We start from the raw sequence: 12850 nt of genomic DNA on the forward strand, positions 1-12850 counted from the left end.
TGTCCACGAGGTCAGGCGTGTCGGCCGTCCCCTTGATGCGGGTCAGGCGAGCGACCAGTCGAGGGCGTGGCCCTGGGCGCGCCAGAAAGCCTGGGCCTGGCCGAAGTGGCCGCAGCCGATGAAGGGTGCCGGGCCCCGGGTGGCGGACAGCGGCGAGGGGTGGTTGGCCTGCAGGATGAGGTGGGCGGCGGCGCCCTCTCGGGCCGACATGGCCTGCTCGATCAGGGCCCGCTTGCGCTGGGCGTGCGCCCCCCAGAGCAGGAAGACGCAAGGGTGGGCGTCGGCCGCCACGGCGGCGATCAGGGCATCGGTGAGGGCCTCCCAGCCCCAGCCGGCGTGGCTGGCGGCCTGGGTGGCCTCGACCGTGAGCACGGTGTTGAGCAGGAGCACGCCGCGCTCGGCCCAGGCTTGCAGGCAGCCGTGAGCCGGCGGGGTCAGACCGAGGTCGCGCGCGAGTTCCTTGCGGATGTTGCGCAGGCTGGGGGGGATGGCCTGCCCGGGCGCCACCGAGAAGGCCAGGCCGTGGGCCTGTCCGGGGCCGTGGTAGGGATCCTGGCCGAGGATGACGACCTTGACGTGGTCGCGCCGGGTGTGGCACAAGGCCGCGAACACATCGGCGGGGTAGACGGTGGCGCCTTGGCGGCAGGCGGCATCGACGCGGGCGATCAGCGTCTGGCCCAGGACACTGACGCGAAAAGGCTCGGTGACCGTGCGCCAGTCGGACGGCACGGCGTCGAACAGGCTCGACAGGGGCTGCGCCAGCGCGGCAGGCACCGCCGTGGGCGCGCAAGGCTTGAGCGTGACGCCGGCTTGGGACGACGCCGATGCCGCCGACTCAGGAGCAAACAAGCCGATCTGGGTGGCCGAGCTGGCCAGGTCGCCGGCGCGGCGACGGGTGGGCGCGGGCACGACCGCGCTCAGGCGAACAGCGTGGCCAAGGCCTGACCGGGATCGGGCTGGCGCATGAAGGCCTCGCCGATCAGGAAGGCGTTGACGTGGGCGGCGCGCATGCGCTGCACATCGGCGGCATTGAGGATGCCGGATTCAGTGACGAGCAGGCGGTCGGCCGGGACGCGGGGCAGCAGGCCGAGCGTGGTGTCGAGCGTGACTTCGAAGGTGCGCAGGTTGCGGTTGTTGATGCCGACGAGCGGGGTGCGCAGCTTGAGGGCGCGGTCGAGTTCGGCTCCGTCGTGGACTTCGACGAGGACGGCCATGCCCAGGCTGTGGGCGCAGGCTTCGAGGTCGGCCATCTGGGCATCGTCGAGGCAGGCGGCGATCAGCAGGATGCAATCAGCGCCCATGGCGCGGGCCTCGTAGACCTGGTAGGCGTCGACCATGAAGTCCTTGCGCAGCACGGGCAGTTCGCAGGCGGCACGGGCTTCTTGCAGGTAGGCGGGGCTGCCCTGGAAGAACTGGGCGTCGGTGAGCACGCTCAGGCAGGCGGCGCCGTGGCGCGCGTAGCTGGCGGCGATCTCGGCCGGGGCGAAGTGCTCGCGCAGCACGCCCTTGCTGGGGCTGGCTTTCTTGACCTCGGCGATGACGCCGGCCTGGCCCGCGTCGATCTTGCGGCGCAGGGCTCCGACGAAATCGCGCACATCGGCCAGGTCACGGTTGCGGGCCTCGGCTTCGGCCCGCACGGTGGCGAAGGAGCGCACAGGCAAGGCGGCGGCGATTTCCTGGTGTTTGACGGCAACGATTTTCTGAAGGATGTCGGACATGAGGAGGCACTTTGCGAGGAGTTGTCGACATTATCGGTGTTTGCCTGCAACCCGCAGCGGACCAGGCAAAAGGGCTTTTCCGGGCTGGCAAGCCTGTGACAGACGGTGACAATGTGTACACACGGGGTGCAGGAGGCGATGTGGGCAGGATGGGATGGCGCGGCTGGCTGATGGCGTGGTGGCTGTGCGGGCTGCTGTGCGGCGGCGTGGCGCGCGCCGAGACGCTGGTGCTGAACGCCACGGGCACCGTGCGCCCGCAAGGCGCCCAGGTGCAGGTGCTGGAAGACGCCAGCGGCAGCTGGACCCTGGCGCAGGTGCAGGCCGCCGCCCGCACGGGCGCCTGGCAGCCGCTGGCTTCGGGCCAGCCGAGCTTTGGCTACAGCCGCTCGGCCCTCTGGCTGCGCGTGGACCTGCTCAACCGCCACCCGAGCCAGGAAGCCTGGCAGTTCGGGGTGCTCTACCCCTTGCTCGACGAGGTGGACCTGTATGTGGTCGACGCGCGGGGGCGGGTGCGGCAGCACCATGCGACCGGAGACCAGCGCCGCTTTGACACGCGCCCGATCCCGCATCCGCACTTTTATGTGGACCTGTCTTTGCGACCGGGGGAGGCCGGGGCGGTGTATGTGCGGCTGCGCAGCCAGGGCTCGCTGCAGGCCCCGCTGGTGGTGACCACGCCGACGGAGCGGCTGGCTCAGGCCCGGGTGGAGTTCGGTTGGATGGGGCTGTATGGCGGTGCGCTGCTGGCCATGCTGCTTTACAACCTGATGCTCTTCCTGTCACTGCGCGACCGCAGCCACCTGTACTACGTCGGCTATGTGGCGGCGTTCGGCGTGGCGCAACTGACACTCAACGGCCTGGCGTTTCAGTACCTGTGGCCGGCGCATCCGGACTGGGGCAACTGGGCCTTGCCGCTGTGCATGAGCACGGCCGGCCTCCTGCTGTCGCTGTTCGCCCGGGAGTTTCTGGGGCTGCGCACCCATGCGCCGGGAGCCGATCGGGTCATGCAAGGGCTGCAGGGGCTGTTCCTGCTGATCTGGCCGGTGCTGTGGCTGGGGCATTACGCGCCAGCGGTGAAGCTGAGCACGGTGCTGACCCTGGTGGCACCGCTCATCTTGCTGGGCATCACGACGATGATGTTGCGGCGCGGGCATCACCAGGCGCGCTACTTCATGGCGGCGTTCGGCGGCTTGCTGGTCGGGGTGGTCGCCTCGTCCCTGAGCATGTTCGACCTAGTCGAGCCCAACTGGCTGACCACCTACGGCATGCAGATCGGCTCGGTGCTGGAGTTCGTGCTGCTGTCCCTGGCGCTGGCGCACCGGCTCAAGCTGGCGCAGGAGGCGCATGTGCGCATGCAGACGGCGCACGCGGCCGAGCTGGAGGCGCGCGTGCTGGCCCGCACGCAGGACCTGGACAAGGCGCTGGGTGAGCTGACTGAGGCCAATGGGCGTTTGCAGGAGCTGTCGCAGCGCGACGCCCTGACGGGCCTGCACAATCGGCAGTTCCTGGCCGAGCGCATGCCCGAAATCTGGGGCACGGCGGTGCGCTGGAAGCAGCCGCTGGCGATGCTGATGATCGACATCGATCACTTCAAGCAGGTCAACGACGTGCATGGCCACGCTGGCGGAGACGAAGCGCTCAAAGCGGTGGCCGAGGTGATTGCGCGCATCATGCGCCGCCCGGGCGACCATGCGATGCGCTACGGCGGCGAGGAGTTTCTGGTGGTGCTGCCGCAGACCCATGCGGCCGGTGCGATGCACATGGCCGAGCGCATTCGCCAGGAGGTGGCGGCGCTGACGGTGACCCACGGGGGCCAGCTGATCCCCTTGACGGTCAGCATCGGGGTGGCCTGCGCGACGCCGGGGCCGCGCACGGCCATGGCGATGATGCTGCAGCTGGCCGACCGCCTGCTCTATCAGGCCAAGGCCGAGGGGCGCAACCGCTGTGTGCTGCAGCCCACGGCCCTGTCGCAGCTCAGGCCGCCAGAGCCTGTGTCGTCTGCACAAACTTGAGCAGACGCTCGGCAGCGCGACCGCTGCTGAGGGCCTCACGGGCGCGCTCGACGCCATCGGCCAGGGAATCGGCCACGTTGGCGGCATAGATGGCCGCACCGGCGTTGAGCAGCACGATGTCACGGGCCGGGCCGCTCTGGTTGTCGAGCACGGCGCGCATGATGGCGATGGAGGCCTCGCGGTTGCCGGCCTTGAGCAGGGTGCCGTCGTGTTCGGCCAGACCAAACTGGGACGGGTTGACGGTGTACTCGCTGACCTGACCGTTCTTGAGCTCGGCCACCAGGGTGTCACCGCTCAGGGTCATTTCGTCGAGGCCGTCGCGGCCGTGCACGACCAGCACATGGTCGGAGCCCAGGCGCTGCAGCACGCGCGCCATGATGCCCACCAGGTCGGCGTGGAAGACGCCCATGAGCTGGTTGGGGGCACCGGCCGGGTTGGTGAGCGGGCCGAGGATGTTGAAGAGGGTGCGCACGCCCAGTTCCTTGCGGACCGGGGCGGCGTGCTTCATGGCGCCGTGAAAGCTGGGCGCGAACATGAAGCCCACGCCGGTGTCGGCCAGGCATTGGGCGACCTGCTCGGCGTTGAGCATGATGGCCGCGCCCAGGGCTTCGAGCGCATCGGCGCTGCCGGTGGACGAGGACACGCTGCGCCCGCCATGCTTGGCGATGCGCGCACCCGCGGCCGCAGCCACGAACATCGCGGTGGTCGAGATGTTGAAGGTGTGGGCGCCGTCGCCGCCGGTGCCGCACAGGTCGACGAGGTTCGCCGTGTCGGCCACTTTCACCGGGGTGGCGAACTCGCGCATGACCTGAGCGGCAGCGGTGATCTCGCCCACGGTTTCCTTCTTGACGCGCAGGCCGGTGATGAGCGCGGCCATGACGACGGGCGACATCTCGCCGGTCATGATGCGGCGCATCAGGCCGAGCATCTCGTCGTGGAAGATCTCGCGGTGTTCGATGACGCGTTGCAGGGCTTGGGGATCGGTCAACTGGCTCATGTCACGCACCTCACATCTTCAGGAAGTTGGCCAGCATGGCGTGGCCGTGCTCGCTCAGGATGGATTCGGGATGGAACTGCACGCCCTCCAAGGGGGCGAAGTTCGGATCGGTCTGCGGCCCTTTGTGGCGCACGCCCATGATCTCGCCGTCGTCGGTCCAGGAGGTGATGGCCAGGCAGTCGGGCAGCGAGGCGCGCTCGATGGCCAGCGAGTGGTAGCGGATGACGGTGAACTGCCTGGGCAGGCCGGCGTAGACGCCCTGCTCGTCGGTGGTGATGACGCTGGTCTTGCCGTGCATCTGTTCCTTGGCGCGCACGATGCGCCCGCCCATGGCGGCGCCGATGCTCTGGTGACCCAGGCAGACGCCGAGGATGGGCAGCTGGCCGGCGAAGCGCTTGAGCGCAGGCACGCAGATGCCGGCTTCGTCGGGGGAACAGGGGCCGGGAGACAAGACGATACGGTCGGCCTGGAAGGCGGCGATCTCGTCGAGGGTGACTTCGTCGTTGCGGACGACCTTGACCTCTTCACCCAGTTCGCAGAAGTACTGCACCAGGTTGAAGGTGAAACTGTCGTAGTTGTCGATCATGAGCAGCATGGGCACGATCCTGTATCGGGATGTGGTTCATGGAATGGTGTTGCACCATCCCTCAGTGTGTCCCCCTCGGAGACCCTTTGGAGGCGTCAGCTGCGGTGGGGTGCCGCGCGCGCAGGGTCATGCAGTGTGTGGCTGGCGTCACCGCCACCAACGGGCATTCAGGCGAAAGAGATCCGAGGGTTGCTGCATGAGGCCCATTCTACATGGGCGCCACCGGGCGTGCCAGGCCTCAGGCGTGGGCCTGCAGCCACTGCGTGGCGTCCGGCACGTCGAGGGGACGCGCGAAGTGGTAGCCCTGCAAGGCGTGGCAGCCGGCCGCGCGGGCCGCCTCGGCGTGCGCGGCGGTCTCCACCCCTTCGGCCACGACGTCGAGATCGAGCACGGCCGCCAGGTCGCAGATGGACTTGACCACGGCCACCGCATGCGACTCGGGCATGGGGTCGATGAGGCTGCGGTCGATCTTGACGGTGTGCAGCGGCAGGCTGCGCAGCATGTTGAGGGAGGAAAAGCCGGTGCCGAAGTCGTCGAGGGCAACGTCGACGCCCTGCTGGCGCAGCTGGCCGATCTGCTCGCGGGCCTGGTCCATGTGGGCCACGGCGGCGGTTTCGGTGATCTCCAGGGTCAGCCACTGCGGCGGCAGCTGGAACTGCGCCAGGGTGTTCATGACGGCGGCCGGGAACTCGGCGTCGAGCAGCTGCAGGGGCGAGACGTTGACGGCCACGGGCACCAGCGGCAGGCCCTGCTCACGCCACTGCGCCATCTGGCGACAGGCCTGGGTGAGGATGAGCGCGCCCAGCGGCACGATGAGGCCGTTGCGCTCGGCCGCGGGGATGAAGTCGAGCGGGCTGATGCGCCCGACGCCGGGACGGTCCCAGCGCACCAGGGCCTCGAAGCCGACGAGGCGGTGGCCGTCGGCGGCCACCTTGGGCTGATAGACCAGGATGAATTCGTCGTTCTCGAAACCGGCACGCAGGGCCTGCTCGGCCTCGAAGAAGGCGGCCAGACCATTGCGCGGCACCTCGGTGGCCCACTGCACCGAGGTGCCGGGCAGGCGCTTGGCGTCGAGCATGGCAGCGTTGGCCGCCTGCAGCAGGGCGTAGGGGCTGGTGGCGGGGCCGGGGTGCAGCGCGCCGCCCATGGACACGTCGAGGAAGAAGCGGTGCGCGCTGAGCGTGAGCGGCTGGGTCAGCAGGGCCTGAATGTCGGCGGTGAGCTGGTGCGCGGCGGCCTCGGTGTCGGGCGCCACCAGCAGGATCGCGAATTCGTCTTCACCCAGGCGCATCAGGTCGGCGCGCTCGCCCAGGGTCTGCAGCAGCTGGGCCGACAGGGCCTTGAGCACCTCGTCGCCCACCGCCGGGCCATGGGCGTCGTTGAAGAGCTTGAAGCGGTCGACGTCCAGCAGGATGAGGGCGAAGGCGGGCTGCTGCGGGTCGTCGAACAGCTCGCGCAGACGCTGCAGCAGGGCGCTGCGGTTGTGCAGGCCGGTGAGCTCGTCGTGGGTGGCGTGCCACATGAGGGCACGCGCCGCCTCGTGCTGGGCGGTGTCGTCGGAGACCACGATCTGCAGGGAGGGCTCGCCATCCCATTCCACATTCCAGGCCTTGTAGCGCAGGTAGAGCTGGCGGCCGTCAAGCGAGGTGCGCTCGCCCTCCCACTCGGCCAGCGGCAGGGAGCCGTTGTGCACCTGTGCAAGCAGTTGCTGGATGGGCTTGCGTGCAGCGAGGGGCGTGGTGAGGTTCAGCCACTCGGGCGAGAACACCCGCGGGGCCTGCTCCACCCGGTTCATGCCGTAAATGCTCTGGAAGGCCGGGTTGATGTAGACGACATGGTCGGCCCGGACCACGGCCACGCCTTGCGGAGACCGGTCGGTGAGCTGGAAGAAGCGGTCGCGCACCCGCCGGCCGGCTTCAGCGGAACGGGTCAGGGCCGCGTACATCAGGGACATGGCCAGCATCAGCCGCAGCACGGTGGCGACAGCCGTCTGGGTCATGGCACCGACATCGCCCGGCTGGATGACGAAGTTGAACTGGTTGATGCCCGCCAGCACCAGCAGGATGCCGGTGAAGCGCTCGCCGGCGCCCTGTTTGCGCAGCCAGCTGGCCACAATGAGGCTGATGGTGATGTTGATGGTGGCCGAGCCCGCCTGGGCCAGCCTCATGTCGTGTCCCATGAGGGCGCCGTGGGCCAGCAGCAGCACCACGAACAGGACCTGCATGTGGCGACGCGACACGTGGCGCCCCGAGAACAGGCCGATGCCCTTGACCATCAGGATCAGGCACAGGGAGGGCACGACCGACAGGCCCATCAGGCCGATGATCTGCCACGTGAGATCGGGCTGACGGGCAGCCAGGTAGGACAGCGGGTAGGCTGTCCAGATCAGGTGGGACAGGCCCAGCAGCGCGGTGAACGATTGTTTGCGGTCGTGACGCCACACCAGCAGCAAAGCCAGGCCGGTGGCCACGGTGACAGCGATGTAGACGAAAAAGACGTGAAGCACGACCGAAGCGGTGCGCGGCCCGACAGGGCCGCCCACAGGGATAGAGATCCCTATCGTGCCAGACGCCGGGGGCCACCGCCCCCCCGACTTTCACTGAGGCCGGATGACCACACAGCGTCCGGAATCAGGACATTGTGCTCACAAACCCTGCTCGACCATCTCGGCCGCACGGATCACGGCGCGGGCTTTGGCCTCGGTTTCCTTCCATTCGAGCTCGGGCACGGAATCGGCGACGACGCCGGCGCCCGCGGCCACGTACAAGGTCTGGTCCTTGACGACGCCGGTGCGGATCGCGATGGCGACGTCCATGTCACCGGCAAAGCTGAGGTAGCCCACGGCGCCGCCGTAGACGCCGCGCTGCACGGGCTCGAGCTCGTCGATGATCTCCATGGCGCGGATCTTGGGGGCACCGCTGAGGGTGCCCGCCGGGAAGCTGGCACGCAGCACGTCCAAGCCGGTCATGCCGTCTTTGAGCGTGCCTTCGACGTTGCTGACGATGTGCATGACGTGCGAGTAGCGCTCGATGCCAAAGGCCTCGGTGACCTTGACCGTGCCGGTTTGGGCGATGCGGCCGATGTCGTTGCGGGCCAGGTCGATCAGCATGACGTGCTCGGCACGCTCTTTCGGATCGGCCAGCAGCTCCGTTTCATTGGCCACGTCCTGCTCGGGCGTGGCGCCGCGCGGGCGGGTGCCGGCGATGGGGCGGATGGTGACGGTCTGGCTGCCGTCCTTGTTCTTTTCCTGGCGCACCAGGATCTCGGGGCTGGAGCCAACGACGTGGTGGTCCCCCATGTCGTAGTAGTACATGTAAGGACTGGGGTTGAGCGAGCGCAGCGCACGGTAGAGCGTCAGTGGCGAGGCGGTGAAGCGCTTTTGCAGGCGCTGGCCGATGACGACCTGCATGCAGTCGCCGGCGGCGATGTACTCCTTGCACTTGAGGACAGCGGCCTCGAAGTCGTCTTTGGCGAAGTGGCGCTCGACCGGGAAGGACTCGGTGGGCATGACCGGCGGCACGGGGACCACGGTTTGCAGGCGGGCTTGCAGCTCGCTCAGGCGGGCCTGGGCGCGGGCATAGGCATCGGGCTGGCTGGGGTCGGCGTAGACGATGAGGAAGAGGCGGTCAGCGAGGTTGTCGATGACGGCGAGTTCTTCGCACTGCAGCAGCAGGATGTCGGGCGTGCCGATGCCGGGGGTCTGCGGGCGCTGGGCCAGACGCGGCTCGATCAGGCGCACGGTGTCGTAGCCGAAGTAGCCGGCGAGGCCGCCGCAAAAGCGCGGCAGGCCCTGGGGCACGGCGACCTTGAAACGCTGCTGGTAGGCAGCGATGAAGTCGAGCGGGTTGCCCTGGCAGGTTTCGACCACCTGGCCGTCGGTGACGACTTCGACCTGTTGATCGGTGGCGCGTACCAGGGTGCGAGCCGGCAGGCCCACGAAGGAGTAGCGCCCGAAGCGCTCGCCGCCCACCACGGATTCGAGCAGGAAGCTCAGGGGCTGGCCCTGGGTGAGCTTGAGGTAGAGCGACAGCGGGGTGTCGAGGTCGGCCAGGGCCTGGGCGACCAGAGGGATGCGGTTGTGGCCTTGGGCCGCCAGGGCGTGGAAGTCGTGTTCGGTCAGCATGGGTGTGATCTCGGTGAGGTCCTCGTCGGCGCGATGCGCGATGGCACGGCGCCGGGGACAGGCAAACAGCGGTCAGCGACACCCACAGACCCGGTCAGGGTAGGGGTGCGCTGCTTCAGTCAGACACAGCGCAGCGACGCCAGGGCCAAGCTCCCCGGTCGTGCGGACCTTTGGTCTGTTTGCGTGAGATGAACATCGGCCCAGTGTAGCAGCGGGGGCACCGAATCGAGGGGGTCGCCCGACCCTCCCCCCTGACTTGCGGCAAGGGCAAACCACCTTTCGCGTGCGCCGGCCTGCGATCGACAATCGCCTTGTCCCGAACTTCGCCATCCCGCCATGTCACTGCCTGCCACTGTTGCTCAACGCCTGGGTGTCACCCTGATGCGGGGCTGCCTGGGCGCCTGCGTGACGATGGCCCTGCTGAGCGCCCCTGCCGCGCAGGCCCAGTCGGCCGAGGTGTTCGGGGTGCACTACGAGCCCACCTTGCGCGTGGAGGGGCGGGAGCTGACGCTCAACGGCACGGGCGTGGCCTACCGCGCACTGGCCAAGCTCTACACCGTGGGCCTGTACCTGCCCACCAAGGCGCACCAGACCTCGGAGGTGCTGGGCCAGAACGGCCCGATGCAGCTGCGCTTTGTGCTGTTGCGCAGCATGCGGGTGGACGAGCTGGGCAAGCTGATCACCCGGGGGATCGAAACCAACTGCAGTCGCCCGGAGTTCTTTCGGCTGATTCCGGCCATCCGCACGATGGGCGAGCAGTTTTCGCGGATGAAGCGGCTGCAGGCGCAGGATGTGGTCACGGTGGCCTACATGCCCGAGCGGGGCACGGTCTTTCTGGTCAACGACGACCCGGTGGGCGCCGCGATCCGCGATCCGCAGTTCTTCCCGGCCATCCTCAAGGTGTGGCTGGGGGATCAGCCGGCCACGACGGACTTGAAGAACGCCCTGCTCGACCACAAGGCCCAGCCGGTGCTCAGCGCGCTGGAGTGAGCCCGCGCGCTGAGCCCTTGACGCGCTGGGGCCTCAGGCCTGCCAGCGGGACCAGGGGATGGTGTCGAGCCGGTCCACATGGGCCAGCGCGGGCACCTCGACAATGGGGTGGCCGTGGTTGTAGCCGTAGGTGACGAGGATGATGGGGCAGCCGGCTGCGCCTGCAGCCTGGGCGTCGTTGCTGGAGTCCCCCACCATGACGGTGTGCGCGGGCGAGGTCCCCAGGGCTTCGCAGGTCTTGAGCAAAGGCAGGGGATCGGGCTTCTTGCGCGCAAAGGCGTCGCCCCCAAACACATGCTGGAAGTGCCCGCGCAGGCCCTTGCGTTCGAGCAGCTGCTCGGCAAACGCCGTGGGCTTGTTGGTGAGGCAGGCCAGGGGCAGGCCGAGGGCGCGCAGTTGCGCCAGGCCCTCGGGCACGCCCGGGTACACGTCGGAGTGCAGGCCGTTGAGGCGGGTGTAGTGGCCCTGGTAGTGCTGCCAGGCTTCGGGCACGGCCGCCGCGGCCTCGGGATCGTCGTCGGGCAGGCCCCAGGCGTGGGCCAGGGTGCGGCGCAGCAGGTCTTCGGTGCCCTTGCCGACGGTGAGCTCGACGAAGGCGCGGTCCACCCGGGCGATCTCGACGGGGTGGCAGCCCAGGTCGGCCAGGGTGTGGTGCAGGACGACGACGAAGTCACCCAGGGTGTCGACCATCGTGCCGTCGAGGTCGATGATGGCGGCGCGGAAGGGGGAGGCGGACAGGGTCATTTCGGAGCAGGGGTCACGGTTTCCAGCACCAGCTCCACGCGCCGGTTGGCGGCGCGGTTCGCTTCGCTGTCGTTGGGCTGCAGCGGCCGGGTGTCGGCAAAGCCGGTGGCGCGGATGCGCTCGGGTGCCACGCCCAGGGCGATGAGCTGGCGCACGACACTGCCGGCGCGGCCACTGGAGAGCTCCCAGTTGGAGGGGTAGCGCGCGTTCTGGATGGGCACGTCGTCGGTGTGCCCTTCGACGACGATGCGCTGATTGGGCATGGCGTTGAGCGCCGGCACCAGGGTGGCGAGCATCTCGGCACCGGGGCCGATCAGGTCGGCCTGGCCGGAGGGAAAGAGCATCTCGCTGCTGATGCGAAAACTCACCACGCCATCGTTGACCACGACTTCCACGCCGTCGCCCAGCTGCTCGAGCGGCAGGCCTGCGAGCGGGTCCTTTTCGCGGGGCTGCACCAGCTGGTTGAGCTGGGGGCGCAGGTTCAGCGGCGCCTGGGCGCGGGGCGCCGCCGGGCCACCCGAGCCGTCGCCCGTGTCGCTGTCCTCGGAGGCGGGTTTGGCAAAGGCCAGCATCACCACCATCATGACCAGCAGCAGGGTCATGACGTCCAGGTAGGTCAGCAGCCAGCTTTCTTCTTCGCCTTGCACCGTGGGCTGGAGGTGCCAGCGTCCGAAGCGGCCACGCGGGCGGACAGGCAAGGCCTTGGCTGCGCCGGGCTGCGCTGGCGGAGCGGGCGGATGCAGCATCTGCGAACCCTCTGCAGCGGGCGCGTCGGGAGACGGCGGAGCGGCCGGCCTCGCAGAAGGCTCGGGCATCTCAGGGCTGTCAGGTACGGGAGGCGTCGTCATCACAGCGCGGTGGTTCAACGCCGGCGAGCCGCCTGGGGAGCGCTGCGGGCGTCCGACAGCTCGTCGTCGATCTGGGCCACGAAGGACTTGAGCGTCTCGCGCATCAGGCCCGGGCTGTGGCCGGCGCTCATCATCGAGATGCCTTCGAGGATCATGTTCATCAGCGCCAGCCGGCGTTCGGTACGGCGCTCCAGGCGCAGGGCCAGCGGCTTGAACACCATGTTGGACAGGATGACGCCGTAGAGCGTGGTCAGCAGCGCGATGCCCAGCTGCGTGCCGATGCCGCGGATGTCGCCGGCGCCCAGCAGGTCCATCAGGTTGATCAGGCCCAGCAGCGTGCCCAGCATGCCGAAGGCCGGCGCATAGGTGGCCATCACCTTGAAGATCTGGGCTTCGGCGGCCTCTTGCTGCTGCAGGCGCAGCATGCGCCAGTGCAGCAGGTCCTGGATGTACTCGTCGGGCGTGCGGTCGATGACCAGTTGCACGCCGGTGCGCAGGAAGGGGTTGGTGACCGTGGTCAGCTCTTTCTCGACGGCCTGCAGCTCGCCACGGATCCACAGGCGCGAGATGTGCACCAGCTCCTCGATGTGCTGGGCGCTATGCAGGCGCTCCTGCTTCAAGGCGGTGGAAGCCAGGCGAAAGCTGCGCAGCACCTCGCCAGGCGGGTAGCTCATGAAGGTGGCGGCCAGCGTGCCGCCCACGACCACGGCCAGGCCGACCGGGTCGACAAAGCGCATGGGGCTGTCGGCACCGAAGACGATGATGATCGCCAGGAAGAGCACCGTGGCGAGGATGCCGATCAAGCCAGAAGGGTTCATGCGGGGAGGCTGCGCGC

General features: G+C 68.7%; 11 protein-coding genes. 2 read left to right on the forward strand and 9 right to left on the reverse strand.

Annotation, left to right across the window (positions count from 1 at the left end; all coding sequences use genetic code 11):
* Positions 1-42: 42 nt before the first annotated feature.
* Positions 43-849, reverse strand: a complete 807-nt coding sequence (locus RBT42_RS07300; protein WP_413785868.1) for a uracil-DNA glycosylase — start codon at positions 847-849, stop codon at positions 43-45.
* Positions 850-917: 68 nt separating this feature from the next.
* Positions 918-1718: an indole-3-glycerol phosphate synthase TrpC gene (gene trpC, locus RBT42_RS07305; protein WP_320363614.1), complete on the reverse strand. Its 801-nt coding sequence runs from the start codon at positions 1716-1718 to the stop codon at positions 918-920.
* Positions 1719-1867: 149 nt separating this feature from the next.
* On the opposite strand from trpC, the gene RBT42_RS07310 reads away from it, so the two are divergent.
* Positions 1868-3727 (forward strand): diguanylate cyclase, encoded by a 1860-nt coding sequence (locus RBT42_RS07310; protein WP_320363616.1) that lies wholly within the window; start codon positions 1868-1870, stop codon positions 3725-3727.
* Here RBT42_RS07310 and trpD read toward each other — a convergent pair.
* From trpD to trpE, 4 genes are all read right to left on the reverse strand, one after another.
* Entirely contained in the window at positions 3690-4724 is a 1035-nt protein-coding gene (gene trpD / locus RBT42_RS07315) for an anthranilate phosphoribosyltransferase (protein WP_320363618.1), read from the reverse strand. The two genes, RBT42_RS07310 and trpD, sit on opposite strands and share 38 nt — an antisense overlap.
* A 10-nt stretch (positions 4725-4734) precedes the next feature.
* On the reverse strand, positions 4735-5319 hold the full coding sequence (locus RBT42_RS07320) for an aminodeoxychorismate/anthranilate synthase component II (RefSeq protein ID WP_320363620.1): 585 nt from the start codon (positions 5317-5319) through the stop codon (positions 4735-4737).
* A 229-nt stretch (positions 5320-5548) separates the two neighbouring features.
* Positions 5549-7816 (reverse strand): bifunctional diguanylate cyclase/phosphodiesterase, encoded by a 2268-nt coding sequence (locus RBT42_RS07325; protein ID WP_320363622.1) that lies wholly within the window; start codon positions 7814-7816, stop codon positions 5549-5551.
* 138 nt (positions 7817-7954) lie between these two features.
* On the reverse strand, positions 7955-9433 hold the full coding sequence (gene trpE, locus RBT42_RS07330) for an anthranilate synthase component I (RefSeq protein WP_320363623.1): 1479 nt from the start codon (positions 9431-9433) through the stop codon (positions 7955-7957).
* A 336-nt stretch (positions 9434-9769) separates the two neighbouring features.
* Between trpE and RBT42_RS07335 the strand changes: the two genes are divergently transcribed.
* The gene (locus RBT42_RS07335; RefSeq protein WP_320363625.1) at positions 9770-10423 is read left to right on the forward strand and encodes a chalcone isomerase family protein; all 654 of its coding nucleotides are present in this window, start codon (positions 9770-9772) and stop codon (positions 10421-10423) included.
* A 33-nt stretch (positions 10424-10456) separates the two neighbouring features.
* Here RBT42_RS07335 and RBT42_RS07340 read toward each other — a convergent pair whose 3' ends face one another.
* The 3 genes from RBT42_RS07340 to RBT42_RS07350 are packed head-to-tail and all read right to left on the reverse strand — an operon-like array spanning position 10457 to position 12833.
* Entirely contained in the window at positions 10457-11167 is a 711-nt protein-coding gene (locus RBT42_RS07340; protein WP_320363627.1) for an HAD-IA family hydrolase, read from the reverse strand.
* Positions 11164-11982 carry an OmpA family protein gene (locus RBT42_RS07345; protein WP_320363628.1) on the reverse strand — a complete coding sequence of 273 codons (819 nt, stop codon included), beginning with the start codon at positions 11980-11982 and terminating at the stop codon, positions 11164-11166. Before RBT42_RS07345 ends, RBT42_RS07340 begins: the two co-directional genes overlap by 4 nt.
* A gap of 47 nt (positions 11983-12029) precedes the next feature.
* Positions 12030-12833: a motility protein A gene (locus RBT42_RS07350; RefSeq protein WP_320363630.1), complete on the reverse strand. Its 804-nt coding sequence runs from the start codon at positions 12831-12833 to the stop codon at positions 12030-12032.
* Positions 12834-12850 lie beyond the last annotated feature (17 nt).

Source organism: Aquabacterium sp. (assembly GCF_034003525.1).
In the GTDB taxonomy this organism is placed as follows: Bacteria; Pseudomonadota; Gammaproteobacteria; order Burkholderiales; family Burkholderiaceae_C; genus Aquabacterium.